The organism is Thalassovita mediterranea, from assembly GCF_001458435.1.
GTDB lineage: Bacteria > Pseudomonadota > Alphaproteobacteria > Rhodobacterales > Rhodobacteraceae > Thalassobius > Thalassobius mediterraneus.
This window is the reverse complement of record NZ_CYSF01000003.1, coordinates 133,437-160,381: the sequence shown is the minus strand read 5'-3', so window position 1 is coordinate 160,381 and position 26,945 is coordinate 133,437. Positions and strand designations below refer to the sequence as shown.

Genomic DNA, 26,945 nt, shown 5'->3' with positions numbered 1-26,945 from the left:
ACCTCGCCAAGGTCAAACTGCTGACCATCGACGAGCTGGGATTCGTCCCCTTGAGCAAAACCGGCGCCGAGCTTCTGTTCGAGCTGATCTCACAGCGCTACGAGCGAGGGTCGACCCTGATCACAAGCAACCTGCCCTTCGAGGAGTGGACCGAAACCTTCGGCACCGAACGCCTGACCGGCGCGCTGCTGGACCGGCTGACACACCACGTCAACATCCTCGAGATGAACGGCGAAAGCTACCGCCTCAATCAAAGCCGCGCCCGCCTCGCCGCCGCTAACAAATGAACCTCACAGAATTGGCCTGACGGCCAATGCGCCTTGGACCGGGCTTGCTATATGAGGGCCGCACGCTCCAAGGCGCTCGCCCCAAAATGGCCGACTTTTGCTCCGCCACAATGGCCGAATTTTACTCCGCCGTTGACATCTCCGGCGCCATTGCCACCAGCACAATGTTGCGACGGCTGCCGCAGGCGGTGCCATGCAGCGGCGCAACCAAGGCGCGCAGGTGAACTTCTACCGTGTTGCCGTTCCAGTGTTCGCCAGCGCGATCGTAGCGCAGCACGCTGCCAGCCGCCCGCATCATGGTGAAATCCCGCATGATGCGGCCTTTGTCCATAACGGTGTGGCTCTTCATTTGCACCCCACCAGCCATGCCGGCGGCGATCAACGCATCGGCAAGCGCGCGCCGACGTGCAGCGGGTTTGTCTTTGCTGTTTTTGGCCACCGCATGACCGATCACATCAACCCACAGCGCGTCCTGTTCCATCGCCGCCTGACCCGCAGCAACGGCAGGTGCGGGCGCAGCCATTGGTAGGGCCAGCAGGCTCAACGCGGTCAGCGCGGCCGTCAGGGTAGGGCGCAGGGTGGGCGATCGGGACATGTTGGACCTCGGGTGCGAAGGGTGTCAAAGGAGCGGTGTGATCACACTTGTCCGCGCGCTGCGCGCAGGATGTAGGCGACGGTCGACGGATCCAGCGCCAGAATGACCTGATAACTGTCGTTGCCTTTGGGCACGATGCGCAGGGTCTTGGCGCCGCGGATTTCGCCGGCCACCACACCACGCAGATTGTCCGAGCGGATCACGTTGTCGCGCAGGGTGGTGTCGCTGGTGAGTTGTAGCCCGTGGACCTGCTCGGTCAGGTCGCGCATCGCCTCCATCCGGGCGGCACGCATGGCCATCAGGCGGCGTTCGTTCAGCGTTTTGCCTGGCTGCGCGCCGATCTGGCTATAGCCGACGCCAGTGATCTGCACCGGTTCCGGCACCGCCTGACCTAGCGCCTTTTGTGCCGCCATACTGGCCATCGAGGGCTGTTTGCCTGTCGACAGTGCATCAAGATTGTCCTTGGTCACCGCCAAAGCGGCGGTTTCTGGCGCGGGATTGGACGGCAGGGCCTGCACCGCGCGCATTGGCATTTTAACACAGGCAGACAGAGCCATACCCAGCGACATCACGCTGAGCGTCAGAACTTTCCCCAAAGGGGGCAGGGGCTTGGATGGGCGCGTCATAGCGGGATCTCCGTTCAGCATCTGAGAAAACATCGTTGTTTTGCCCTGAACTGTGCAAAGCCTGTGCCAAACCTGCGCTGCGACGGCAGCACACCGTTCCGCGCGCCCCGCTCCACGCGCGTGATCGCAGCGCCAAAATAAACCTGACGCACTCGCGCATTATGGCACGGCGTTTGCACATTTTTCCCCGAATGGGCCCGTCATATCCAGCGGGCAGACAGCAGAGTGCAGATCAAGGTGGCGCGATAATATGGCAGTAACAAACGCCAATTCCGGTACTGGTGGCGCCCAGCAAATGCTGGGGCAGTTGGGGGGTATGACCCTGCCGTTCGGCATTCTGGCTGTGGTGGCGATGATGGTGTTGCCACTGCCGGTGGCGCTGCTGGACATCTTCTTTGTGTTCAACATCCTGCTGGCGCTGTTGGTTCTGATGGTATCGCTGCACAGCTACCGTCCGATGGATTTCTCCTCCTTCCCGAGTGTGTTGCTGATCGCCACCGTGCTGCGGTTGGCGTTGAACGTGGCCTCTACCCGTATCGTATTGACCGAAGGCCACAATGGCGCGGGTGCCGCCGGTAAGGTGATCGAGGCGTTCGGCAATTTCGTGATCGGCGGCAACTTCGCCGTTGGTATCGTGGTGTTTGCGATCCTGATGATCATCAACCTTGTGGTGATCACCAAAGGTGCAGGCCGTGTATCTGAGGTTTCGGCGCGTTTCACACTGGACGCATTGCCCGGTAAACAAATGGCGATCGACGCTGACCTTAACGCTGGTATCCTAACAAACGATGAAGCCCGCGACCGCCGCGCCGAAGTGGCGTCCGAGGCGGATTTTTACGGTGCCATGGATGGTGCGTCGAAATTCGTAAAAGGCGACGCGGTTGCTGGTATCCTTATTCTGGCGGCCAACATTTTGGGCGGTATCGTCATTGGCGTTGCGCAATACGGCATGGCCGTTGGCGCCGCGACTGAGGCCTATGTGCTCTTGTCCATCGGTGACGGTCTGGTTGCACAGATCCCGTCGCTGCTGTTGTCCATCGCGACCGCGATTATCGTGACCCGCGTCAGCTCGACCCAAGACATGGCCGCCCATATTGGCGAACAGATGAACATCAGCCGCGCCTGGATCCCTGTGGCGGCTGTGATGGCGATCCTTGGTCTGGTGCCGGGCATGCCGAACCTGATTTTCCTGCTGGCAGCGGCTGCGGCGGCTGGGGCGGCATACTTCTCCAAGGTGCGCGATGAGCGTCAGGCGGAAACCGCCGAAGTTGAAGAGCAGCAAGCCCAGCAGAAGCAGAAGGAAGAGGCGGATAAACCCTCGGCCACCATCACCGCTGATGACATCACCGACTATGCGCCGGTGTCGATCCAGATCGGCTACGGCCTGATCCCGCTGATTGATGGCGGTGAGGCCAGCCCGCTGGTCTCCTCCGTCACTGGTGTGCGCCGTGATGCGTCGCGGGCCATGGGCTTTGTGGTGCCGGGTGTGCGTATTCGTGATGACCTGAACCTAGAGGCAAACCAATACCGTTTGCGCATTGGTCAGGCGATTGTGGGTGAGGATGCGGTTTATCCTGACCGCAAACTGGCGCTGCCCGGCGGCATGTCGCGCCGCAAGTTGAAGGGCATTGAATGCACCGATCCCAGCTTTGGCATGGATGCGGTCTGGATCCAGCCCCATCAGCAGGCCGAGGCAGAGGCGGATGATTACGTCGTGGTCGAACCCGAAGCGGTGATCGCCACCCACCTTAGCCAGTTGCTGTATTCCCACGCGGATAAGCTGATCGGCCCGGATGATGTGCAGACCCTGCTGAACATTCTGGAGCAGACCAGCCCGACCTTGGTGGACACCGTGGTGCCGAAACTGGTGCCGCTGCATGTGCTGACCTCGGTCCTGCGCTTCCTGCTGATGGAACGTATTCCGGTGGGCGATCTGCGCCGCATTCTGGAAGGTATGGCCGATATCTCTGCCCTTGGTCTGGCGCCGATGGATATGGCCGAACGCCTGCGTCCGTCGCTGGTGCCGCAGATGCTGCAACAGATTGTGCCGCTCAGCCAGCCGCTGCCGCTGATCACGCTCAGCCCGGATCTGGAACAGATGCTGGTGCGCTCGATCCCGCAGGGCGGCACCGCCTTGATGCTGGACAACGCGCTGGCAGAGAAAATCGTGAACGGCCTGACCGAGATCGGCGAACAGCTGACCGGCGAAGGTCGCCACCCCATCATCATCGTCGCCACGGGCCTGCGCCGTGCCCTGGCAGGTTTCATCCGTATGCACGGGCTCGACACTGTTGTGCTGGGTCTGGACGAGCTGCCCGAGGGCCGCCGCATCGAGGTTGTCAGCACCATTGGTGGCCATGACGCCGTACCGAACATGGATCAGTAGGAGTAGATCGCATGAGCAAATCCATCACCATTCGCGCCGCAGACAGTGCCCAAGCCATGGATGAAGTTGCCCGCCGGTTGGGTCCAGATGCGCTGATCCTGTCGTCGTCGCGCAAAGACGGTCAGTTCGAAATTGTCGCCATGATCGAGGGCGAGCGGGACACCGCAGATGCAGATAAGCCCGCGCTGGCAGACCGCCTGAAAAAGGCGCTGAAAGCGTCGCCTTTCGCTGTGTCGCAAGGGACCGCACCTGTTGAAGAAAAAGAGGCCGCCGCGCCGGTGCAGAAACCCGCGGATGTTGCGGCAAACTCTCCCGTTGGGATGACCTCCTCGGCGACGTTTGAGGCGTTGCTGAAACGCCGTCTGGAAGAAGACGGTGTTGCCGCCGAACTGTCGCCCGATGCCGCCGCAGTAAAGGCGATCACCGAACGCGCCGCCGCCAAGAAAGCCGCCAGCGCTGCCGAGCGTCTGGAAAAGGCCAAGGATGAAGCCGCCCAGAAGAGCGCGGCAAAATACAGCGCCAAGGCTGGGGTCAAACCTGCCCCGAAAGCCGCTGAGGAAGTGGCCCCTAAAACAACCGCGCAACACAGCAAAGCTGCTGTGCAGCCTCGTCTGTCTGGGGTCGTTGCCGCCGAGGCGACAAAAGCTAAACCGGTTTCGGCCGCGCCTGTGCCTGATGACGGTCTGGAATATGCACCACGCGTTGTGGGGTTGGGCGGTTTTGACATCCCGACGCCTGTGCTGCCGCAAAATGTTGTCAGCGCCCTGTGTGAAGATCTGCGCCATTTTGATCGCTCGGGCCATTTGATCGGCCTGACGCAGGCGATTGTGTCCAGTCTGCTGCCGGAACGTGCCACTGATCCGCTGGGCGTAAGCCGGTTCTTTGTGGCTGGTCCTGATATGCGCCAGAAGGCGCTGGTCGCCATGCGCGTTGCGATCCGCAAACTCGATGCTGGCGAGGCAAAGCCGTCCTTTTATGTGATGGGCCAAGAGGCCCGCGCCGATGCGGCCTTTCTGGCCTCCAAGGCGGAATTGCTGGGCCTTAACGTGATGTTGGTGGACGAAAAAGTCGGTCGCCTGCTGCCAGAGCCGGGCGAGGGCGCGCAGATCGTGATCCTGCCGGACAATCCAGAGATCGCGCGTGGCTATGCAGATGAATTTATTGCCGAAGGTGGCGACGGCCTTTTCGTGTTGCCCAGCGTATTCAGTCGCGATCTGGCGGCCAACATGCTGACGCCTTGGGCTGGTTGTGACGTGCAGATTTTCATGGCGGCGAATGCATATGCCCCGGTGTCTGCCCCACTGCTGGCATGTCTTTTGCAATTTAATAAGCAAGTGGCCTGGACCAGTGATGGCGAGGATGTCCTCGACAACCTGACACAGGCGGATGAGGTGATTGTGTCTGACTGGATGCGTGCTTGGGTGCGCGACCAGATGGAGGCAGAACCCGTCACCCCTGCAGAAGCTGCCTTTGCAGCCAAAGCAGCAGAAATGCACGGCAGCGCTGCGCTGCCGGTGCAGTAAGAGTTGAGTGAGGAACGGTAATGATTGCGCAAAAGGGTTACGCCGCCCAGACCAAGAAGGACCCGGACACGCTGGTGAAAGAGCATATGCCGCTCGTTCGCAAGCTGGCCTGGCACTTCATGGGGCGGGTCGGACAATTTGCTGAAATCGACGACCTCCTTCAGGCGGGCTATCTGGGCCTGATTGATGCGGCGCGTCGCTATACACCGCAGGAGGGCGTCAGCTTTTCGGCCTATGCCGCGATCCGTGTGCGGGGGGCGATTGTCGACCTGCTCAGGCGCAATTCGAATCTGTGCCGTAGCACCATTTCGATGCAGCAAAAGGCGCGCGCCGCAGAGCGCGAACTGGCCCAACGTCTGCAACGTGATCCAACGCCCGAAGAGATGGCCGCCGAACTGGACATGACGCTGGAGGATTACCAATCCTGGGTGGCGCGGTTTCAGGCCAACAAAACGCAATCACTGGATGAGGTCTATTCCGATCACTCTTCGCTGTTTGAGGACAATACTGTCAGCCCCGAAGATGCGACCCAACACCAGCAGATCCGCGCGATCATGCGTCAGGCAGTGTCAGAATTGCCCGAGCGTGAGGCCTTGGTGCTGCAGCTGTATTACGTGGAAGAGATGAACATCTACGAGGTCGCCGCCATTATCGGTGTGACTACAGGGCGGGTGTCGCAGATCAAGAAGGCCGCGATCGGTCGGTTGCGCGACCGGATGAAGGGATCCTTCTGATCGACAGGTTTTTGGTAATGAGTGCGCGGTCCCTTCGGGGGCCGTTTTCTTTGTGAGAGGGGCGATGCGCTCACACGCAGAACTCATGCACGTAAAAAGGCCGCGCTCCTATGGAAACGCGGCCTTTAGAAATCCGTTGATAAAGGAGGGGGCTTACAGCAGGCCCTGATCGCGGGCGGTGATCACTGCATGGGTCCGGTTGTTTGCGCCCAGCTTCTTACAGATAGATTTGACGTGCATTTTGATTGTCGCCTCGGACAGCTGCAGCGAGTTGGCGATTTCTTCGTTCTGTTTGCCTTCACCAAGACATTCCAGAACGGTTTTCTCACGCGCGCTCAGCTTGCCGACGCCTTCGCCTGCCTCTGCCGCTTCTTCGCGCATCAGATCCAGGGGAACATAGGTTTCGCCTACATGCATAAAGCGAATCGCGATGGCGAGGCTCTTGGCAGGCATGGTTTTGGGCACCAGGCCTGCGGCGCCTTTGGCCAGCGATTCATCCAGAATGCGTTTCGTGGGGGTGCCGGTCAGGATCGCGACCGGGTTCTTTTTGTTCAGCTGAATGGCGCGGGTCAGGCCCTGCGTGCCGTTCATGCCGGGCATGTTGTAGTCAAGCAGAACGACGTCATAACCACCATTGCTAGTAATCGCCGACAGCGCACCGTCTAGATCTGTGGTTGTGGTGACGTGCATATCGGGCTGCGTGCCCAAGAACATGGACAGTACGTCCAAGATCATGCCGTGGTCATCCGCGATCAGAACGCGGATCTTGCCGCTGGTGTCGGTCATGTTGGTCCCTCTTTTACCTTCGGATGTCTATTTACTGGTTACTCAGCTTTTAAGACGACCAAAGGAGATATTTCTTAAGCCTTAATTTCGATTAGAACAACAAGGCGCGCCTAGGACAAGCAACAAGCGCAGAAAACCCATACTTTAGTTGGTAGGCCTAGACGGAATGGCGGATTGTGAGGTGACCGCTTGAGCGTTACCTCAAAGCTTAAGGGCACAACGCTGGACATATCGCGACCCCGATCAAAGCTGTATCTGTGATCGAAGGCTGTAAATCCTGATGTTTGCTGGTTGATGTATCGTGTGGGGCGGTGTCTTTCCGTCTTTGGTGCTAGTGAATTGATCAGTAAATTTCTTGATTTTACTTGGATTAAGGTCGCATTTCGTCCAAGGATGCTATGATATTGCTTCGTGGCGCGGCTTGAGTTTCGCTCTGGGAAGTCCGGGGCGCCATGAGCTTTACCCTCGTCGCCATTCGGGGACGGGGGCGTAACGAATTGATGAGTGGCGGTAGGCCTTAATGCAGACAAGCACCAACGACGGTTTGGATATCCCGCGCCAAAGACTTCTTTGGGGTGTTTGGTCTGGTCTGGCGCTGGCTGCCGTTGTTTCTTTTGTTTTTGTTTTTCAAAATCTTGATCGCCTAAATGGTCTGGTGGGGCAGGATCCTCTGAACCTGGGTGAAAAGGAACTGGCGGTTCGCCAACTGGAATTGGATCTGACGGGGTTGCAAGCCTCGCTTCAATTGCTTGAACAGTCGGATGCCGATCGCCAGATTGATGAGCGTGTGCAACGGGCAACGATTGCGATCGTCACCGGGTTGCTGACCGAGTTGATTGCCGAAATCCATTCAGTGATCGATGCGCCTGATCTGTCTGAATTGCTGGCAATCTACCCGGAGGCGGCGCCTCTTATTGCTGCGCAGCGCGAATTTGTCACCAGTTACGGTGAAAATACCAGCGGCCTTGCCCTGCTTTCTGACCCGGCAGCCATTCAGCAGCTGTCGCAGGACATTCGGGCAATGGATGCTTTGCGCGGTGCCTTTGTGGTCGGGGTCGGTCAGGTGGAACTGGGCCGAGAAACCCAACTGCAATCTGGTCTGACCGCGCTGAGTGCAGAGCTGCGCCGCAGCAGTTGGGGGCTGGGTATTGGTGTCAGTGGGGTGATCCTTGTCAGCCTGTTGATGCTGGTATTGTTGCGCCGCCAGCGCGCTGCGCTTCAGCTGGCCGCCGCCAATTCGGAAACCATTTTGCAGGCATCGCGTGACGCGGTGTTTCTGGTTGCGCGTGACATGTCCATTGTTCGCATGGGACGTAACGGAGAGACCCTGTTCGGATATGATGCGGATGAGGTGCTGGGCCGGTCTTTGTTTGATATGTTCGCAAGTGACCGGAACGAGTTTGACAGCTTCGTATCCGCGTTACGCGAAAGTGGCGTTGATGCAGGCGTGGCAGAGGATCTGCGCATCGAATTGAACGGTCGGCGCCGCGATGGCACGACATTCCCAGCAAACGCGCGTTTTTCCGCAGTAAAGAACCCCGAAGGTGCAATCGCCTATGTAATTTCAGTGGCCGATATGACCGAACAGGTCGAACGGGAACTTAGCCTGATGCAGGCGCGTAATGAAGCATTGCAGGCTGAACGGGCCAAGTCGCGGTTCCTGGCCGCGATGAGCCATGAAATGCGCACGCCCTTAAATGGCGTTCTGGCTTCGCTTGATCTAATGCGCGAAACCACCAAGCTGGATGAACGTCAGGCAGAACTGGCGCGGATCATCGAACGCAGCGGCGACGATGCGTTGGAACAGGTTGAAAACGTACTGGAACTGACGCGGTTGGACGCATTGGCCGATACCGTGATTGCAGTCGCGCCATTTTCGCCGTCTGGCCAGTTGCGTGATATTGTGGCGGCAAACCAGACCCGCGCTGCACAACAAAACAACAAACTGACATTTGACAGCAGCATAGACGACGGGGTCGAGGTGATCGGCTCTGCCATTCTGTTCCGTCAGATCATGCACAATTTCGTTTCGAATGCGGTGAAATTCACCAATGACGGCGAGATTAACGCGCGACTCAGTGCTGTTGATCTGGGAGATGAGTTGGAGTTCACCGCAGTGATCGAAGATACCGGTATTGGTATCGAACCCGGCGATCTGGATCGGATTTTCCGCAACTTTGAAACCATTCGTGACTCTTACTCTCATTTCAGCTCGGGCACTGGTCTGGGCCTGTCGATTGCCAAACACTCGGCGGATTTGTTGAACGGCAAGATCGAGGTGAGCAGTCTGCCCGGGCAGGGCAGCAGCTTTGCCTTGGTGGTGCGTTGGCGCAAGGTCGCGGCGACCAGTGGGGCAGGTGCAGATACGCGCACTGCGTCGCTGAAACCGGGTGAAATGAATGTGCTGGTGGTGGAAGACAACGACATCAACCGTCAGATGCTGGTAGATATGCTGAAGGCCAAAGGTCACACCGTTGTTGAGGCGGTAGATGGCCTGGAAGGTGTCGCAGCAGGGCGCGATACCGCCTTTGATCTGATCTTGATGGATATTTCGATGCCCAAGTTGGATGGCGTCGGTGCTACACGCATGTTGCGCCATATGGGCAAAAGCAGCGCAAGCCCGATCGTGGCGGTGACTGCGCACTCGCAACCCGAACATATTCGCGAATTTTTGGCCGCAGGTATGGATCGCGTGTTGACGAAACCCCTACGTATGGCCGTTCTGGACAAACTGTTTGAAGAGCTGACAGGCCAGTCGCGCGATTGCCCCACGGCAGAGACCGCACCGGACGTCTTGCAGATCGAAAAGACGCCATGCGAAACAGATGAACAGATGAATTCAGGTGATACAGCACTGGCGGATAAAGCCGCCCCTGCGGTAGAGCCAACCCAGATTGAAGACCCCGAAGTAGAAAGCGGAATGGAAGAAGCGACCATGACAGAACAGCTGATAGACAAAGAAGTGTTTGACGGTCTGATCGACATGCTAGGGGGCGAATCTGTTGTCGGATATCTGGCGCAGTTTGAAAATGATGCGGTCGATATGTTGCCCAAATATGATGCAGCGATCGCCGCAGCGGATTTCGCCACCGCCCGTGCCGAAGCTCACCGTTGCGCTGGCGGCGCGGCTGTCATCGGGGCAGGGCGCGTGCATGAGGTCCTGCAAAGCATGACCCACTCCGCCGATGATGGGGATGCAGCCAAATCGGCTGCGCTGTCGGCGACTCTGCTGGATCTGACACGCCAGACCATGACCCAGATGAAGGCGGTCATCGGCTAAAACTGCCGCTGATTTGTGACCGGTTGGGCACCGACTATACCAAAGATCATTAAAACTGATCTTGTGATTAATATTGCGGAAACGCTTCTTTTGGTAGTCTCGTTGTAGGTGATGTGCAGCCAGTGATTGTCTCTCATGCTGCATAGCGGATCACCAAAAGAAAAACCGCCACTCACGTAGAGCCGGCCAAAGAGATCGCAATCGCGTTCACTTTGGCCGGTTTCTTTTGCGCTGGCGGCTGCCGGATCAGAACCCGATGACGATGTCGGCGCACAACCCGCCTAGTTTCGCACTCTGGGACAGACGCAGCACACCGCCGTGGGCGCGGGCGGTATCGTTGGCAATTGCCAGACCCAAACCAACGCCACCGCCAAGGTTCTGGTTGCGCGCGGCATCAAGGCGGGCAAAGGGTTTCAGTGCATCTTCGCGTTGTTCGGCCGGAATGCCCGGGCCGTCGTCCTCGATGCGGATCCGCAGCGATTTCTCGCTGATGCGCAGGGACACCTCAGCTTGGTTGCCATAGCGGGTTGCATTTTCCACCAGATTCGTCACCGCGCGTTTCATCGCCATCGCGCGCATCGGGGCGGTCAGGCTGCTGTCACCCTCAATATCACCCAAGGTGACCGGTTTGTGCGCACGCTGCGCGTCTTCGACGATTTCCGCCAACAATTCTGCGGGCGCAACGGGCTCCATCGGGGCATCCCCTGTACCCTGACTGAACGACAGAAACCCATCCAGCATCTTCTGCATTTCATCAACGTCCCGCTCCATCATCTTGCGGTCGTCTTCCTCCAGCATGGCCAGTTCCAGCTTCAGGCGGGTCAGCGGGGTGCGTAGGTCATGACTGACCCCCGACAACATCATCGTGCGCTGTTGGATATGGCGTTCGATCCGTGCCCGCATATCCAAAAATGCATGCCCAGCGGCGCGTACTTCCAGGGCGCCGCCAGGGGTGTACGGGATGGAACGTCCACGACCAAAGGCCTCTGCCGCTTTGGCCAGTCTGGTGATTGGGCGCAATTGGTTGCGCAGATAGATAAAGGAAATCACCGTCATCACGCCGCCAAAAAACACCATATTCACAAATAGCTGGTGGGCGTTTGGCGGGGAAACGCGGTCTCTATCAAAGGTGTAACGCAGCCCCCCCGTTGGCGTGGGCAATGTGAGCATCACATTGTGATCATCGGGCAGATCAATGCTGGTTGCCGCTGGCAGCCGTTCATTCAATGTGGCGATCACGACCAGCCCGGTCAGGTCATACCAGCGCCTGCGCCCTTGTTGATGTGCCGCATCGCGGTCTACCGGTGTCACGGTGAATTCCAGTCGCCGGGCCAGGCCGTCACGTTCTGCCGGGGGAAGGGCATGTAGCACCCCCAGTTCACGCGCCGTCAGGGTGGTCATCTGTTCTGTGACACCTGCAAAATGGCGTTGCACAAACAGAACCGACACCACCAACAGCAGTGTCACCACCGGAAGTGTCAAAATCAGCGCAGCCCTTGAATAGAGCCCGCGCGGCACGTAGCGTTTCATCCACTGAAAAATCATAGCCAGACCCTAACGGTCTGCGCGCCCATAAGGAAGAGAGGCAGACAAGCCAGATGCAGGCACCGGATGATTTTAACGCCCCCGTCGGCGTCACCGAAGAGCTGGATGAAGGTCTGCGCCGGATTTTGGCGCCTAACCCGTCGCCGATGACCTATCGTGGCACCAATACCTACCTGCTGGGTGATCGTGATCTTGCCGTGGTTGACCCAGGCCCTGATAGCGAAGCACACCTGCAAGCAATCCTAGAGGCGCTGCGCCCCGGTCAGCGTATTTCCCATATTCTGGTGACCCACGCCCATCTGGATCATTCACCGTTGGCGCGGCGTCTGTCACAGGTGACAGATGCGCCGGTTCTGGCCTACGGCGATTACCGCTCTGGACAATCCGCGGTGATGGCCGAGCTTGCCGCCAGTGGTTTGGCTGGCGGTGGGGAGGGGGTAGATGCCTTGTTCAATCCCGACCAATGCATTGCTGATGGTGAGGTGATCCGCGGCGATGGTTGGCAGGTGCAGGCGCTGTGGACGCCTGGGCATTTCGGCAATCACCTCAGCTTTACCTTTGGCGATGTGATTCTGACCGGTGATCTGGTGATGAGTTGGGCTTCATCGCTGGTGTCGCCCCCTGATGGGGATCTGACAGACTTCATGCGGTCCTGTGAACGACTGGCAGATTTACCGGCCCGACGCTTTCATGCAGGCCACGGAGCTCCGGTTGAAAACCCGCAGGAACGATTGGAGTGGCTGCTCAATCACCGCCGCGGTCGCGAGTCACAGATTCTCGACGCGCTAAGCACCGCAGGAGCGACCGCAGCCACCTTGGCGGCGCGCATCTACACCGAAACTCCGCCTGCGCTGTTGCCTGCAGCTGAACGCAACGTGTTTGCGCATCTGGTTGATCTCTATGGGAAAAACGTGGTGAAAATCGCCGAACCCCTGTCTTTTAAGGCGCAATTCACCCTGCGCTAATCAGCAAAACTAGGGGCCGCAAACTTTTTTGGAAAAATGTGATAAATCCCTCTTGCGGCCCGAAATGCCTGTAGCTATACACCCCCTCACACGAGATGCTGAACAGCATCGACACAGTGTTCCGGCGTAGCTCAGCGGTAGAGCAGTTGACTGTTAATCAATTGGTCGTAGGTTCGATCCCTACCGCCGGAGCCATAAAAAGCCCTTAAGTCGCACAGACTTGAGGGCTTTTTTGTTTTTGCCATTCCCGGTTTGGCGCGTGGTGCTTTGCGCGTGTTGCGCGGTTTTTGGAACTTGATTGTTGTCGGTGTTGACGGGCATTTGATGCGGCTGGGCTTGCTCAATTGTAGTGGCTTTGCCAACCTGCATCGAACCTGTTGAAAGACGCCGTCTCAATCCGGACCGGAACTGTGTCGTTGAAGTATTCTGACATTTATCCCTCTGAACCGTTGTTGAACAGCGATGCCACAGCGCGTCCGTCGGCAGCTGGTTTGATGTCGGTGAGGTATTTTCAAGCTGAGCCGGATCAGATGCCTGATGAGGTGTTCCAAGAACATCATCTGCTGTTGAATTTGAATCCAATACCACACCGCTTGCAAAATTGGCGCGATGGCGAGGTGCGTGATTTCATTTTTCGGCAAGATGAAATTGTCGTCACACCTGCAGGAATGCGGTCGGGATGGCGGTGGCATGATAGATCAGATGTGATCGTGATCACGTTGGAACCCGCCAAGGTCGCACAGTTTGCCCAGACTGAGTTGGGCATGTTGCTGGATCCTCAGCAGTTGCGGGATTTACCACAGTTTACCGATCCCGACCTCTGTGCTGCGGGCGTCATCCTGCGCGATGCATTGAAAACCGATGACATGCCCTCGGCGGTGATGTTTGAGGCAATGAGCCGAGTGTTTCTGGTAAAATTGCTGCAGCGGTATGGAAAACGTCGTGTGGAAGAGGTGGAATTGTCCGCGCGCTTCACCTCGCGCCACTATCAGCAGGTGCTAGGCTATGTGCAAAATCGTCTGGATCAAACGATCACTGTGGATCAATTGGCTGCCGAAGCAGGGATGAGCCCGTCGCATTTTGCGCGGGTGTTCAAGGAAACATTGGGCTCAACACCGATGCAGTATGTCATGGCGTATCGGATCGAACAGGCGATCAAGATGATGGAGGATGCCACACGTCCGCTGGGGGATATTGCACTGGCCTGTGGGTTTGCAGATCAGGCCCATTTTACCCGCAGTTTTAAGCAGGTGATGGGCCAGACCCCGCGCGCTTACCGGGTCGCAAACCCCGGCTGAGCAGGATCTTTCAAAAACGCAGCAGTCCGGTGCAATTAAACCTGACGTGACGCGCGTATCTCTTTGGTCATCGGGCTTGTGCCCCATTGACCACGCGAACGGAGATACCGCTATGAAATCCCTTTCCCTGACCACTGCTGCTGCGCTGATGGCATCCACTGCCGCGCTTGCGCAGGTTGAAACCCGTACTGTAACCTTCCAAAACGAAGGTGCCACATTGTCTGGCACTTTGTATTTGCCCGAAAACCGCGGCGATGCGCCACTGCCGGCTGTTGTGGTCACTGGCGCTTGGACCTCTGTTCAGGAACAGATGCCAGCCAACTATGCCCGTGAAATGGCCGAACGTGGCTTTGCGGCCTTTACCTTTGACTTTCGGGGGTGGGGTAAATCGGGCGATTTGCCGGGGGATGTGCGCTTTGTCGAAAGTCCTGCCGCCAAAACATCCGATATTCAGGCAGCGTTCGAATTTGTGGCGACACTGCCCGAAGTGGACGCAGATCATGTGAACGGTTTGGGGATCTGTGCGTCGGCAGGCTATATGGTCGACGCGGTCGCAGGCAACCCGCTGGTACAGCGCGTTGGGTTGGTGGCCCCATGGTTGCAGAACCAAGACATCGTCGAAACCGTTTATGGCGGCAAAGACGGTGTAGCGGGTCTGATTGGTATTTCCCAAGCTGCCGAGGCACAGGGTGGGGATATCATTCCTGCCGCTGGCCCTGAAGGGGCAGAGGGCGTGTTGATGCCGATTGGCGGCTACTACTACGAAGCCGATCGCGGCGCCATTCCGGAATATGACGACAAGTGGAACAATGCCGGCTGGGAAGGGTGGTTGACCTATCATCCCGCGGATAACCCGCGGCGTTTGGATAAACCTCTGGCCATCGTACATTCCGAAAGCGCGGCAATCCCGCAGGGTGTGCAGACCTTCCTTGCGGGGTTCGCTGGCGACGCGACTGCACAGTGGCTGGAGGATGTCACCCAGTTCGATTTCTACGACAATCCCGCAGATGTGACACGTGCGGCGGATACTGTCGCTGAACACTTCCGCCTCGGTCTTGATGGCTGATCTGTTCCGATCTCTGCCGGTCCATTTGGCGCTGACCACTTGGCCCGGCACCTTTCTTCCGAAGGATATCACATGACCCACAGATTCCTTGCATCCCTCGCAACTGCGACCCTGATAGGAGGTATGGCTATGGCTGACACACCCGAAAACAACATGAAAATTGTCCAGGATTTCTTTGCAGCTTACGGTGCAAATGACCTCGACGGGATCGCGGCTGTCATGGACGAAAATGTGCGCTGGCATATTCCTGGCCGTCACCCGCTGAGTGGCACCAAAACCGGCCGAGAAGAAGTGTTGGCGTTCTTTGAACAGCTTGGCGTGGCCGGTTTTCAGGCCGATCCGATCTATTTCGGGGCCGATGATACGCATGTGGTGGATATCCACCGTGGCTGGTCAAATGTCGAAGCCAAACCGAATGTCGATACGATCTGGGCGCTGGTCTACCGGATTGAAGGTGGCAAAATTATCGACGCCACCAATCTGAGTGCGGATCAGGACGCAGCGAACACCTTTTTCTGGTCGCAATACCAGTTGGCGCCTGTCCCCGATCGTCTGGCGCAAGATTAAGCCGCGCCGGCCGCCGCGCGTGGCCGATCTCGTTTCATTTGATGAAAGGACACTAGAATGATCCGTTTGTTTTTCGCATCCCTCGCAACAGCTACTTTACTCGGAGGTGCGGCAATGGCCGATTCCGCTCAAATAACTCAGACCCTCACCGATATTGCCGCTGGCGCAGATCGTCATGATTGGCCCCGTGTGCGCGCGGCCTTTGCCGACAATGTCACCACGGATTACACTGGTCTGTGGGGTGGCGATCCGGTGAGCCAAGCGGCTGATGAATTGGTGGCAGGCTGGGCCGCCTTCTTGCCAGGGTTTGACAGTACACACCACATGGTCAGCAATCACACGGTCACCGATTTGACAGCCACAACGGCCAAGGCCGAAGCCGACTTTACCGCGACGCATCGGATCGCAGATGCGCTGTGGGTGTTGGGCGGGCGGTACAGCTATGAACTGACGGTGGATAGGACAGGGTGGCGAGTCACCGCAATGACCATGACACCGCTTTGGGAAACTGGTGACCGTGCCCTTGTGGGGCAGGCGGCCGAACGTGCTGCCGCTGCGCAGTAACCGTACCTATTCGGGAAAGGAGCGGTGTGATGGTTCGTAGCCCCTTGCTGATTGGCTTGCTGTGTCAGGCCGCACCGGTTGAGGCTGCGGATCTGCCGACCGCGATCAAATGCTATCAAACCGCGACAAATGCGCAGGACTTAGACGGGTATCTGGACTGTTTTGCCAAAAATGCAGTGATGATGGCAAAATCAGCAAGATGTCGCTGCAATATGCTGACTGACCAGCAGAAAGGAGAGGTGGCATGACGTATCAACCGATTGCTCTTGTGACCGGTGCCAATCGCGGCATCGGAAAAGAGGTGGCGCGCCAGTTGGCGCAGGTGCATGGCCTCAAGGTTCTGGTTGGCGCGCGTGACTTGGCCAAAGGGCACGCAGCCGCGCGTGAAATTGGGCAGGGCGCTGTGGCGTTGCAACTGGATGTGTCTGATCGTGCTTCAGTCTCTGCGGCGTTTGCCCAGATCACTGCGGATTATGGCCGTTTGGATGTCCTCGTGAACAATGCAGGTGTCGACTATGACACAGACCAGCGCGCCTTTAGCGCGGATCTTGACCGTGTGCAGCGCGCCTTTGGCACCAATCTGTTTGGGGCGTGGGCCACGACCATCGCGGCAGTGCCATTGTTGCAGCAGGCGCGATCAGGGCGGATTGTAAATGTGTCCTCAGGGGCAGGGGCGATCCATGATATGTCGGCGGGGACGCCGGGTTACGGGATCGCAAAGGCGGCCTTGAACGCCTTAACAATCAAAACCGCGGCAGAGTTGCAGCCTAAGGGCATCCTTGTGAATGCGGTCTGCCCGGGCTGGGTTGCCACGGACATGGGCGGCGGCGGTCGTCCTGTACCCCATGGGGCCAAGGGGGTTGTTTGGGCGGCAATGCTGCCGGATCAGGGGCCAACAGGTGGCTTTTTCCGCGATGGTGTGCCGCTCGACTGGTGAGGTCAGCCTGAGGCCATATGGTCGATCAGCTTCCTGATCCTAACGGGCAGCAAGCGGCGACTGGGATAGACGGCGAACATATCGCGGGCCAGTGGGGTGGCGTTGTCTACCGTCAATGGCTGTATGTCGCCGTCGACCATGTCGCGCGGTAGCATCGCAACACCTAGATTACGGCGTACGGCCTGTTTGATCACATCCAGATCCCCGAAACTGTGGGCGATCTCTTTGGGGTGAAGTGTTTCACCCGTGTCGAGCGTCCACGCTTGACCAGCCACCAACGCGGGCAGGGAGAGGAATTCGGCCCGCGACAGCATGCGGTCCAGATCCCGATCCGCCACAAAAGCTGCGCTGGCGCAGAAACAGTAGTCAATGGACCATAAACGTTTGGCGATTAAGTTTGAATCCGACAATGGCCCCACCCGGAAAGCCAGATCGATGTTGTCGCGAAAGAAGTCCAGAAACAGGTTCGTCGTTGTCAGGTCAAATTCTACATCTGGGTGCTGTTCGGCAAAATCCAGTAGCTTTGGCCCAACGGTCTTGCGTGCGGCCAATGGCGGCGCTGTCAGACGGATGATGTGGCGGCGGCCATCGTCGGAAAACCCCGCAACCTGTTGTAATGCTTCGATCGGATCCTGACAGCGGTCCAGCAGACGGCGCCCCTCCTCAGTGAGGCGGACGCGTCGGGTTGTGCGCTCAAACAATTTGACCCCGAGCCTGTCCTCAAGGTCGGAAATCCTACGGCTGACGCGGCTTAACGGGATGTTCAACTGCTCTGCAGCAGCAGAGAAACTGAGCTGTGTCGCGACAGCGGTGAACAGGGCAAGGTCGTTGTAGATCATTATTCTATTATTGGAATAATGTGTTTCATTATCAAATATTATCTTCAATAGATGCGGCGCCTATTTTCTCCTCGACAGAAGGAGAATGAGATGTCTTTTGCAATCAATATTACCCAGACCGGCGGCCCAGAGGTTCTGCGTAGATCAGATATGCCGGTTCCCAAACCCGCAGAGGGTGAGGTCTTGGTCCGCAATCGCGCAGCTGCGGTCAATTTTATTGATACGATCATCCGTCGCGGTGAAATGCCTGCGGGCATGATGCCTGATCTTCCTCATATCCCCGGCGTTGAAGGGGCGGGGGTGGTCGAAGCCGTTGGCGCAGGAGTGTCGTCAATCCGTGCAGGTGATCGGGTGGCATGGATGGGGCCTATTGGTGCGGGCGGCTATGCTGCGCATTCGCGTGTCGCAGCCCCATATGTGACGCCGATCGCGGGTGATATCAGTTTTGATTTAGCTGCCGCTCTCCCTGTGAACGCGATGACGGCCTATCACATGCTGGTCAATCTCGGCGCGGCTCAGGCGGGGCAAACTGTGCTGATCCATGCTGCCGCTGGCGGCGTGGGCACAATGGCGGTGCAGATCGCCAAACATCTAGGCCTGACGGTGATCGCATCGGTGAGCAGCGACAAAATCGCTTATGCAACCACTCAGGGCGCCGATCACGTGATCGACTATCGTCAACAGGACGTCACATCACAGGTCCATGCGCTGACCGAAGGGCGCGGCGTAGATCTGACGTTGAATCCAATTTCCGGTCAGACGTTGAAATCTGATCTTGCCGTTTTGGCACCTTTGGGAACGGCGGTTTTGTTCGGCTTTCTTGCTGGTCCGCCTGCGGGGGATTTCGCGGTAGACCTGGTTCAGCATTTCCAGAAATCGGTCGCGGTGCGGGTCAGCGATATTTACACGTATTTCGCCCATCAGCCAGACGCCTTCGGCGGGGATATGGCGACGGTGTTTGATCTGCTGAAGCAGGGGGTTCTGCGTCCGCAGATCACGACGCTGCCCATTGCCGACGCTGCCAAAGCACACCGCCTGCTAGAGGCGGGCAAAACCACGGGCAAGCTCGTGCTGAACATCGGGTAAATCCCCCCCCCCCCCACAAAAATGAATAATGGAGTGAATGATATGAATATTGGTCACGAAGCGGTCCTTGCGGGCAAACATGTCGTCATCGTTGGCGGTAGCAGCGGCATGGGCAAAGCAACTGCTAAAATGGCGCAATCGCTGGGGGCGACGGTCACCATCGCCAGCCGTAATCTTGAAAAGCTCGCATCGGCTGCGAGTGAAATCGGCGACGGGGTGCGTGTGTCGCCGCTCGACACCACAAACGAACAGACCGTAAAGGCATGGGCTGCGGCCCTTGGTCCAGTAGATCATCTGGTGATTTCGGCATCTAGCGCGGCACATGGGGCGTTCGCTGACCTGCCGACGGATGATTTGCGTTCTATGTTCGAAGCTAAATTCACCGGCCCTTATGTCACTGCGCGCGAGGTCTTGCCGTATCTTCAGGCGGGCGGGTCGATCACGTTTTTCTCTGGTGTGCTGAGTCGCCGCCCTGCGGTGGGGGCAACGGGACTCGCTGCGGTGAATGCCGCGGTTGAGGCATTGTCCAAAGGGTTGGCACTGGAACTTGCTGGCCGCGTACGGGTCAACTGCATCAGCCCGGGTATGGTCGACACCGAAGCCTATGCATCCATGACAAGCGAGGCGCGCGCCGCGATGTATGAACAGGTTGGTGCCAGTTTGCCTGTCGGGCGCATCGGTCATAGCGCGGAAATCGCTCAGGCGGTGGTGATGGCGATGACCAATGGCTATCTGACAGGCGCGGTTCTGGATGTGGATGGTGGGCATCTGGTGCGGGCGTAGCCGCGCACCACCTGCGGCTATCCGCCAGGGGCAAGCGGCCGCCCTATCGGGGGCGGCCGCTACCTGTGATGCGGGCTTCTGGTTTTGGGGCTGTACCGTCCGAGGCCCTGTGTAGGATCAGGTTGCGATCACCCGTGTGCGTCCAGATACGCGTATCCCTTCGCCGAAGGTGGCGACAATCTCTGCCCGCAGCAGCGATCGCGCGCCCATGTCTTGGCCCTGAATGATGTCGATCATCCCGTCATGTGGCCAGTTCAAATCGCGCAGGTAGCCCGATAGGGCGGCGGCGGCGGCGCCGGTGGCGGGATCTTCCAGAACGCCACCAATGGCAAAGGCGTTGCGGCTGTGAAACAGGCGCGGGGTTTCGGCCCACAGCAGGTTGATCGTCGCCAAGCCGTAGCGGGTCATCAACGCTGCACCTGCATCGAGGTCATAGGTCATTTGCGCCAACACCTCGCGCGAGCGGAGTAATAGGATCAGGTGGTCATTGCCTGCATGGGCCAGTCCAGCGGGCAGGGCGGGGTCCAGATCGTCTGTCGTCAGGCCGAAGAGCGTTAGCGCCTCTTGCACCAGTGCCGGATCGGCAGCGGCGCTATGTGTTGGCGGTGAGGTCACGGTGGAGCGCAGTTCATCGCCCTGACCTGATGCCTCTACCGTGATCGGGCCATCGTTCAGCTGTAGTGGGAAACGGCCTGCACCTTCGCGTTCCGCCAGCACCGCACCAAGGGCGACGGTAGCATGGCCACAAAAGGCGACCTCGACCTCGGGCGAAAAATAGCGCACCCGCCAGCCATCCTCAAAGGGCGCGGCGAACACGGTTTCGGAATAGCCGACCTTGGCGGCGATTTCTTGCATTTCGGGTGCGCTGGGCAGGGTGTCGGTGATCATCACGCCTGCGGGGTTGCCCCCCTTGGATCCATCAGCAAAGGCGGCGATCCGGTGGATGTCTTGATTGGTCATAGATCATTCTCCGTATAGGGCGCGCAGGGGGGATAGGTGGCCCTGCGCGCGTTTGGCGTGGTTACTTGTTGATGCGGGACAGAAAATCCTGCATCTCGCCCGCGATTTCTGCACCATATTCCTCAAGGGCGAAGTGGCCGGTATCCAGTAGGTGAAACTCCACATCGGTCAGATCGTTGCGGTAGGGATGGGCACCCTCGGCTGGGAAGATATAGTCATTCTTGCCCCAAACGATCAGCGCTGGCGGCTGATGTTCACGAAACAGCGCCTGCCATTTGGGGTATTCTACAACATTGGTGCCGTAATCCAGGAACATCTCCAGCTGCACCTCTTGGTTGCCGGGGCGGTCCAGCAGATATTGCACATGCCAGTAGTTATCTGGGCTGACGGTGCTGACATCTCCCACGCCATGGGTGAACTGCCACTTGGTCGCATCCAACGTCAGAAAGGCACGCAGGGCATCGCCATTGGCCACACTGGGATCTGCCCAATAAGCCTTAATCGGATCCCAAAATTCGCGCAGCCCCTCATCATAGGCGTTGCCGTTCTGGATGATGAAGCCGGTAACGCGTTCGGGGTGGTCTGCAAACATCCGGTAACCGATGGGCGCGCCGTAATCCATCAGGTAGACGGAATAGTCCTCAACCCCTTTGGCGTCGATCAGCTGCGTCACCACATCCGCCGCATTGGCGAAACTATAGTCATACTCTGCCGCCGACGGCATGGAGGATGCGCCGTAGCCCGGATAATCCGGTGCAATGACGTGGTAGTCTTCGGCCAGTGCTGGGATCAACTCACGGAACATATGTGATGAGGTTGGGAAACCGTGCAGCAGCAGAACGGTCGGGTTTTCAGGGTTGCCCGCCTCGCGGTAGGCGATGTCCAGCCCGTCGATTTCCATCGTGTTCATTTCAACGGCAAAGGTGTTCGGCGCGGCCGTGGCAGATTGCGGCAGGGTCACAGGCAGCAACAGGGTGCCAGCCATAACAGCCATGGTCGAAGCGGAAAGAATAAGGTTTTTCATGGTTTTGGTCCTTTGGGTTAATTTTGGATTTTTGGTATTCAACGCGTGGCGCAGGGCGCGGATTTCGGTGCGTAGCGCCGTGTTCTCTTGGGTGAGGGCGGTCATTTCTTCATGGGCTTCATCGACCGTGTAGCGGCGCGGGATGTGGCGGGGGCAGTTCCAGTCGATCGCCTCAATGTGGATCACCACCGCCCGTTCTGCGGGGGTGCCGTCTAGCAGCAGCTCGGCGGTGGGGCCGCCTTCGGCCTCTTGCGTGGTGGCGCGGCCCCAGATCTTCAGCCGACGGGCGTTGGGGTAATCCATCAGGATCAGTGAAATCCGGTCGTTGCCATCCAGATTGCCCACCGACAGATATTGCCGGTTCCCGCGCAGATCGGCGTAGGCGATGGTGCGTTCGTCTAGCACCTTCAGAAATCCGGGACGGCCACCGCGAAACTGGACATAAGGCCAACCGGTTTCGGACACGGTCGCCTGATAGAAGCCATCGCGCGCCTCGATAAAGGTCCGTTCTTCGGCGCCGAGACGATCACCGCCGCTGCGTTCTGGCGCCAAAAAGGATGCGTATCTGCCAGATCCGAGGCGATCCTGACGGGCCCGCACTGCAGGGGTGAAGGCGATATCAGCAAAGGCGAGGGCCATAGCGCATCTCCTTCACTGGGCGGCGATTGACGCCGGTGCGCGGCATGGCCTGCCGCTGGCTGTGGGGGGTGGTCATGGGAAACTCCAAGGTTAACTGATCGGTGCATGTAGGGTGAACTGATCGGTTAATGTTGGCCATTTCAATTTTGTGATGACCCTCATCACATCGCTGAGTTGCATCTAAAAAGGCCTTGAAAAACAAAGATCACGAAGGCGTTTCTTGACGTTTTGCGGCGCGAAAAATATGTACCGATCAGTCAATGTGAGGCCTGAAATGAGTCGGAACAAACGCGAAGAGTTGATTCGAAACGCGCTGAAAATCTTCTATCGGAACGGGTTTAATGCCACTGGGATGGATCTGGTGGCCAAGGAGTCGGGGGTTTCAAAAACCTCGATCTACAACCATTTCCGCACCAAGGATGAGCTGATCCTGGCGGTCCTGCGCCTTCGGGATGAAAACTTCCGCGATTGGCTGTTCCGCCGAATGGAAGAGCTGTCAGCGGCACCTGCTGGGCAGCTACTGGCGCTGTTTGATGCGCTGGAGGAGTGGTTTGCCGAGGACGGCTATCAGGGCTGTATGTTTGTCAAAGCCAGTGCTGAGTTTCAGGATGCTGATAACGCGATCAACCGTCAGTCCTATGCGCACAAGCTGTTGATTGAAGATCACCTGACCCAACTGGCCGATGCCGCAGGGTATGCCACCCCGCGTGCCATTGCCCGCCAACTGCTGATCCTGAAGGAGGGCGCTATTGTGCTATCGGCCATGTCCCATGACAAGGCCGCCGCGCAGCAAGCCAAAGCGATGGCGCAGCTGTTGTTGCGGGTCGATTGACCTTGCGATCATTGCGTTCGTGAGGGGCTTAGCCCTGCGCCGATCCCTTTGTCGATAAACCGCCGATTTCCTGTTTGGCCACGCGGACAGTGATCGCCATTGCGATCATCCAGCCGGTGCTGACCGCGATCCCGATGCCCAGCCAGACGCCCCAGACCTCCATGTCAAAGACGCTGATCAGCAGCCAAACAAAGAAGGCGACCCCGAACCCCTGCCGATAGATCGAAATCCATAGGGTCCAGATCGGGCGTTTCATCGCCTGCAGGAACGAGTTGATGGAAAAAAGCATCATGTAGACGGTGAACAGGAAGCTATCGACCTTCAGGTAGCTGTGGCCGACCGCGATGACCTGCGGGTCGTTGGTGAACAGCGACATTGCCAGGCCGCCACCGAACCACAGGATGGGGGCGGCGCCGACGGTCATGATGATGCCCAGCTTCCAACAATACCAAACCGCTTCGCGCACGCGATCCGCGTCTCCCGCGCCGAAGTTTTGCGCTGCAATTGGTAGCAGCGCGCCGGTCATACCCAGAACAGGCAGCAGCAGGATTTGTTCGATCCGCAGCGCAATCCCATAGGCGGCAATAGCGTGGCCACCAAACTGGCTGAGCGCGAATTGCACCACGAAACCCGAAATGAACAGAACCGTAAATGACAGCGATGTGGGGGCCATCTGGCTGAGAATGTTGCGGTATGTCGCTAGGTTCATTCGCAATTCAGCCAGAACGACGTTTTGCGCCACACGCACCTTCAGGACTGCGCGCAGCACAAACAGCATGACGCCGGTTTGCGACAGGATCGTTGCCAGCGCGATGCCGTTAAACCCCATGGCGGGGATCAGACCGGGCAGGCCATAGATGAACAACGGGTTCAGGCCGATATTGGCGACAAAGGCACCAATCATCGCGCGCTGCATCGTCACGCTGTCGCCGTGGGCCTGTAGAATGCCATTGCCTGCAAAGGCCAGCAGGAACCCGGGCAGGGCGGCCAACAGCCAGTAGAAATAGCCCGTGCCAGCATCGCGGTAGGCCCCGGGTTCTGATACCAACGTGATCAACGCAGGGCCGATCAATGCACCTATGATAATCAGCAAAACGGTGGTGGTGACGGCAAAGGACAGCCCCTGCATGATGAAACGACGCGCCTCTGCATCGTCTTTTTGACCACGCGCATTGCCCACCAGCGCGCCCATGGCGGATCCGATACCGAACCCGACCGACATCAGAATGAAAAACGCCTGAAACCCGATGGCCATCCCGGCCTGTGCATCGGTCGAGATCTGACCGGCAAAGTAGACGTCCACCACGTTATAGAGCGTAGAAAACAACATCCCCATGGCCGCAGGAACGGCAAGGGTACGGAAGTGGCCTGAAATCGGCCCTGTGGTCAGATCAATATCGCGCATGGTCTGCATGTACACTGCCCCATGGTAATGTCCAGCGTTTGATCAGGTAGGGAAGGGCGCAGGTGCGCTGCGCTGGGCACATTGCCCAAGGTGTCGCAGCCGTTCGGTGCAGAATTTTGTTGACTTGGCGCAGCGGCGAAATTATGCGCCGCGAAACGCCGTGCATATGGTGCGCGCATTTGGAGAGACCGACAGATGAAATGGCTTCATCTTCACAACGCCGGACAGATCGAACCCGCGTAGTCTAACGCGGCTTTGCGGCCGTGCGCTCTCTCTCCTAAACTTCCATATAATCTGTAAAGGTGTGTTCTCATGACCCATGAACAGCCCCTTTCCGCCAATCTTTACGGTCTTGACCGTTGGGGCAAAGGCCTCTTGTCCGCGTTGCCAAATGGTGACGTGGCCCTGTGTGATCCGGCGCACCCTGACGCGCCGCCGATCAGCCTGCCAGAGATTATGCAGGATCTGCAGCAACGCGGCATCGCCAGCCCGCTGGTTCTGCGCGTCAAAAGTTTCCTCGAGGCTGAGATCCGCACCCTGAACGAGGGCTTTGCCGAGGCGATCCAGCGCACCGGCTACCGCGCGCCCTATCGCGGTGTGTTCCCGATCAAGGTGAACCAGCAGGCGCAGGTGGTGGACCGCATTGTCGAATTTGGCCGCCAATACGATTACGGGCTGGAAGCAGGATCGAAACCGGAACTTGTGATCGCGCTGGCGCACCGTCTGTCCCGCGATGCGCTGATCGTTTGTAATGGGGTCAAGGATGCTGAGTTCATCCGTCTGGCGATCCTGTCGCGCCGTCTGGGGTTCAATACGGTTATCGTACTGGAAAGCCCCAAAGAGGCCGAGATCGTCATTGAGGTCGCGCGCGAATTGGGCATGGACCCGCTGCTGGGTGTGCGGGTTAAACTGACCAACCAGATCAGCGGCAAGTGGGAGAGCAGTTCCGGCGACCGCTCTGCCTTTGGGATGAACACCGACCAGCTGATGCGGGTGGTGGACCGTTTGCGGGACGAGGGTCTGCTGCATTGCCTGAAACTGCAACACTCTCACCTTGGGTCGCAGGTGCCGGACGTGAACGACGTGCGCCGCGCCGCGACAGAGGCGTGTCGGTACTTTACCGAACTGACGGGCGAGGGCGTGCCGCTGACCCATCTGGATCTGGGCGGCGGTCTGGGGGTGGATTACACCGGCGAAAAACGCGCTAGCGAAAACTCCATCAACTATTCGATGGCCGAATATGCCACCGCCGTGGTCGAAACCGTCGCCTACGCGATGGATGAGGCAGAGGTAGACCACCCTGTGTTGGTCACCGAAAGCGGGCGTGCTGTATCGGCCACCTCGTCGATGCTGATTTTCGACGTTCTGGAAAGCACGCTCTACGATGCGCCCGATGCGCCGGATGTGCAGCCCGATGATCACCACCTGCTGGCCGATCTGGCAGCGGTGTCGGGCTATCTGGTCGCGGACCGTGTGCAGGAATGTTGGAACGACGCGCGGTTTTACCGCGATGAGCTGCGCGCGCTGTTCCGCCGTGGCTATGTGGACCTGCGCCAGATGGCGCGGGCGGAGCGCATCTATCTGAACCTAATGGCGCGTATCAAGGATATTGCCCGCACCGCCGAAGCGAACAGCGAGCTGGACAAAGAACTGCAGAAGATCGCAGATGTGTATCACTGCAACTTCTCCGTCTTTCAGTCACTGCCGGATGTTTGGGCGATTGACCAACTGCACCCGATTGTGCCGCTGCAAATGCTGGGTCAGGAACCGGACCGTCGCGCGGTTCTGTCGGACATCACCTGCGACAGTGATGGCAAACTGGATCAGTTCATTCTGGACGGTGAAATCGCGCCGTCGCTGCCGGTGCATTCCTTGCCAGAGGATCGGCCCTATTACCTTGGTGTCTTCTTCGTTGGCGCCTATCAGGAAACGCTGGGCGATTTGCACAACCTCTTTGGAGACACCAACGTGGTGACCATCGACCTGCGCCCGGATGGCGGTTTTGACCTCTTGCACGAACAAGAGGGCGACACCATCGCCGAGGTGCTTTCCTACGTGGAATACGATCCCGCCGACTGCCTCGCTGCCTTCCGCAAGATGGTGGATGAGGCGATTTCCGCCGGTGGCCTGAAGGCCAGCGACCGCAAGACATTGATCGGGGCCTATCGCGACTCGATGAATGGCTATACCTATTTTGAATGACCCCCTGTGAGGGCAA

Annotated in this window: 25 protein-coding genes and 1 tRNA gene; 17 read left to right on the top strand and 9 right to left on the bottom strand. The window is 58.3% G+C overall.

Translation table 11 applies throughout. The annotated features are described in order from the left end of the window. Positions 1 to 287, top strand: a 287-nt coding sequence (locus tag TM5383_RS02915; RefSeq protein ID WP_197407353.1) for an ATP-binding protein, incomplete at its 5' end; no start/stop codon positions are given. A gap of 121 nt (positions 288 to 408) precedes the next feature. Here the strand turns inward: TM5383_RS02915 and TM5383_RS02910 are convergent. Both TM5383_RS02910 and TM5383_RS02905 read right to left on the bottom strand, forming a co-directional pair. Beyond that, positions 409 to 882 carry a flagellar assembly protein T N-terminal domain-containing protein gene (locus tag TM5383_RS02910; protein WP_058317555.1) on the bottom strand — a complete coding sequence of 158 codons (474 nt, stop codon included), beginning with the start codon at positions 880 to 882 and terminating at the stop codon, positions 409 to 411. A gap of 41 nt (positions 883 to 923) precedes the next feature. Beyond that, positions 924 to 1,508 (bottom strand): LPP20 family lipoprotein, encoded by a 585-nt coding sequence (locus TM5383_RS02905; RefSeq protein ID WP_058317554.1) that lies wholly within the window; start codon positions 1,506 to 1,508, stop codon positions 924 to 926. A 250-nt stretch (positions 1,509 to 1,758) separates the two neighbouring features. On the opposite strand from TM5383_RS02905, the gene flhA reads away from it, so the two are divergent. From flhA to TM5383_RS02890, 3 genes are read left to right on the top strand one after another with little or no spacing between them, the layout of a single operon-like run. After that, the gene (gene flhA / locus TM5383_RS02900; protein WP_058317553.1) at positions 1,759 to 3,894 is read left to right on the top strand and encodes a flagellar biosynthesis protein FlhA; all 2,136 of its coding nucleotides are present in this window, start codon (positions 1,759 to 1,761) and stop codon (positions 3,892 to 3,894) included. Between the two features lie 11 nt (positions 3,895 to 3,905). Then, positions 3,906 to 5,417 carry a hypothetical protein gene (locus tag TM5383_RS02895; protein WP_058317552.1) on the top strand — a complete coding sequence of 504 codons (1,512 nt, stop codon included), beginning with the start codon at positions 3,906 to 3,908 and terminating at the stop codon, positions 5,415 to 5,417. A gap of 20 nt (positions 5,418 to 5,437) precedes the next feature. After that, a complete protein-coding gene (locus TM5383_RS02890) occupies positions 5,438 to 6,151 on the top strand; it encodes a sigma-70 family RNA polymerase sigma factor (RefSeq protein WP_058317551.1) in 714 nt (237 codons plus the stop codon). 153 nt (positions 6,152 to 6,304) lie between these two features. On the opposite strand, the gene TM5383_RS02885 is transcribed toward TM5383_RS02890, so the two are convergent. Next, positions 6,305 to 6,937: a response regulator transcription factor gene (locus TM5383_RS02885; protein WP_058317550.1), complete on the bottom strand. Its 633-nt coding sequence runs from the start codon at positions 6,935 to 6,937 to the stop codon at positions 6,305 to 6,307. A 520-nt stretch (positions 6,938 to 7,457) separates the two neighbouring features. Between TM5383_RS02885 and TM5383_RS02880 the strand changes: the two genes are divergently transcribed. After that, the gene (locus tag TM5383_RS02880) at positions 7,458 to 10,217 is read left to right on the top strand and encodes a hybrid sensor histidine kinase/response regulator (protein ID WP_058317549.1); all 2,760 of its coding nucleotides are present in this window, start codon (positions 7,458 to 7,460) and stop codon (positions 10,215 to 10,217) included. A 246-nt stretch (positions 10,218 to 10,463) separates the two neighbouring features. On the opposite strand, the gene TM5383_RS02875 is transcribed toward TM5383_RS02880, so the two are convergent. Beyond that, positions 10,464 to 11,762, bottom strand: coding sequence for an ATP-binding protein (locus TM5383_RS02875; protein WP_058317548.1), 1,299 nt, complete (start codon positions 11,760 to 11,762; stop codon positions 10,464 to 10,466). Positions 11,763 to 11,815: 53 nt separating this feature from the next. Between TM5383_RS02875 and TM5383_RS02870 the strand changes: the two genes are divergently transcribed. Next, positions 11,816 to 12,727 carry an MBL fold metallo-hydrolase gene (locus TM5383_RS02870; protein WP_058317547.1) on the top strand — a complete coding sequence of 304 codons (912 nt, stop codon included), beginning with the start codon at positions 11,816 to 11,818 and terminating at the stop codon, positions 12,725 to 12,727. A gap of 120 nt (positions 12,728 to 12,847) precedes the next feature. Then, a tRNA-Asn gene (locus TM5383_RS02865) sits at positions 12,848 to 12,922 on the top strand. Here the strand turns inward: TM5383_RS02865 and TM5383_RS16950 are convergent. After that, complete coding sequence (locus tag TM5383_RS16950; protein ID WP_231725006.1) at positions 12,908 to 13,315, bottom strand: hypothetical protein; 408 nt, start codon at positions 13,313 to 13,315, stop codon at positions 12,908 to 12,910. The genes TM5383_RS02865 and TM5383_RS16950 overlap by 15 nt on opposite strands. 5 nt (positions 13,316 to 13,320) lie before the next feature. Here TM5383_RS16950 and TM5383_RS02860 point away from each other — a divergent pair, with 5 nt between their 5' ends. The 6 genes from TM5383_RS02860 to TM5383_RS02835 all read left to right on the top strand — a co-directional run bounded on the left by TM5383_RS02860 (position 13,321) and on the right by TM5383_RS02835 (position 17,159). Beyond that, positions 13,321 to 14,025, top strand: coding sequence for an AraC family transcriptional regulator (locus TM5383_RS02860; protein WP_231725005.1), 705 nt, complete (start codon positions 13,321 to 13,323; stop codon positions 14,023 to 14,025). A gap of 112 nt (positions 14,026 to 14,137) precedes the next feature. Beyond that, positions 14,138 to 15,091 (top strand): alpha/beta hydrolase, encoded by a 954-nt coding sequence (locus tag TM5383_RS02855; protein ID WP_058317545.1) that lies wholly within the window; start codon positions 14,138 to 14,140, stop codon positions 15,089 to 15,091. Positions 15,092 to 15,220: 129 nt separating this feature from the next. Further along, positions 15,221 to 15,658, top strand: coding sequence for a nuclear transport factor 2 family protein (locus TM5383_RS02850; protein WP_231725003.1), 438 nt, complete (start codon positions 15,221 to 15,223; stop codon positions 15,656 to 15,658). 114 nt (positions 15,659 to 15,772) lie between these two features. Next, positions 15,773 to 16,222: a nuclear transport factor 2 family protein gene (locus TM5383_RS02845; RefSeq protein WP_076400234.1), complete on the top strand. Its 450-nt coding sequence runs from the start codon at positions 15,773 to 15,775 to the stop codon at positions 16,220 to 16,222. Between the two features lie 29 nt (positions 16,223 to 16,251). Then, positions 16,252 to 16,470, top strand: coding sequence for a hypothetical protein (locus tag TM5383_RS02840; RefSeq protein ID WP_058317542.1), 219 nt, complete (start codon positions 16,252 to 16,254; stop codon positions 16,468 to 16,470). Further along, the gene (locus tag TM5383_RS02835) at positions 16,467 to 17,159 is read left to right on the top strand and encodes an SDR family NAD(P)-dependent oxidoreductase (RefSeq protein WP_058317541.1); all 693 of its coding nucleotides are present in this window, start codon (positions 16,467 to 16,469) and stop codon (positions 17,157 to 17,159) included. Before TM5383_RS02840 ends, TM5383_RS02835 begins: the two co-directional genes overlap by 4 nt. 2 nt (positions 17,160 to 17,161) lie before the next feature. Here TM5383_RS02835 and TM5383_RS02830 read toward each other — a convergent pair whose 3' ends face one another. After that, complete coding sequence (locus TM5383_RS02830) at positions 17,162 to 17,998, bottom strand: LysR family transcriptional regulator (RefSeq protein WP_058317540.1); 837 nt, start codon at positions 17,996 to 17,998, stop codon at positions 17,162 to 17,164. Positions 17,999 to 18,088: 90 nt separating this feature from the next. On the opposite strand from TM5383_RS02830, the gene TM5383_RS02825 reads away from it, so the two are divergent. Next, a complete protein-coding gene (locus TM5383_RS02825; protein WP_058317539.1) occupies positions 18,089 to 19,084 on the top strand; it encodes a quinone oxidoreductase family protein in 996 nt (331 codons plus the stop codon). A 42-nt stretch (positions 19,085 to 19,126) separates the two neighbouring features. Continuing rightward, on the top strand, positions 19,127 to 19,867 hold the full coding sequence (locus tag TM5383_RS02820) for an SDR family oxidoreductase (protein ID WP_058317538.1): 741 nt from the start codon (positions 19,127 to 19,129) through the stop codon (positions 19,865 to 19,867). 117 nt (positions 19,868 to 19,984) lie between these two features. Here the strand turns inward: TM5383_RS02820 and TM5383_RS02815 are convergent, their stop codons facing one another. After that, on the bottom strand, positions 19,985 to 20,827 hold the full coding sequence (locus tag TM5383_RS02815) for a PhzF family phenazine biosynthesis protein (protein WP_058317537.1): 843 nt from the start codon (positions 20,825 to 20,827) through the stop codon (positions 19,985 to 19,987). Between the two features lie 61 nt (positions 20,828 to 20,888). Next, the gene (locus tag TM5383_RS16945; RefSeq protein WP_082645370.1) at positions 20,889 to 22,490 is read right to left on the bottom strand and encodes an alpha/beta fold hydrolase; all 1,602 of its coding nucleotides are present in this window, start codon (positions 22,488 to 22,490) and stop codon (positions 20,889 to 20,891) included. A 274-nt stretch (positions 22,491 to 22,764) separates the two neighbouring features. Here TM5383_RS16945 and TM5383_RS02805 point away from each other — a divergent pair, with 274 nt between their 5' ends. Continuing rightward, the gene (locus tag TM5383_RS02805) at positions 22,765 to 23,322 is read left to right on the top strand and encodes a TetR/AcrR family transcriptional regulator (protein ID WP_058317536.1); all 558 of its coding nucleotides are present in this window, start codon (positions 22,765 to 22,767) and stop codon (positions 23,320 to 23,322) included. 28 nt (positions 23,323 to 23,350) lie between these two features. On the opposite strand, the gene TM5383_RS02800 is transcribed toward TM5383_RS02805, so the two are convergent. Continuing rightward, positions 23,351 to 24,727 (bottom strand): MATE family efflux transporter, encoded by a 1,377-nt coding sequence (locus TM5383_RS02800; protein ID WP_082645373.1) that lies wholly within the window; start codon positions 24,725 to 24,727, stop codon positions 23,351 to 23,353. 312 nt (positions 24,728 to 25,039) lie between these two features. Between TM5383_RS02800 and speA the strand changes: the two genes are divergently transcribed. Further along, a complete protein-coding gene (gene speA, locus TM5383_RS02795; RefSeq protein ID WP_058317534.1) occupies positions 25,040 to 26,929 on the top strand; it encodes a biosynthetic arginine decarboxylase in 1,890 nt (629 codons plus the stop codon). The last annotated feature ends 16 nt before the right edge of the window (positions 26,930 to 26,945 follow it).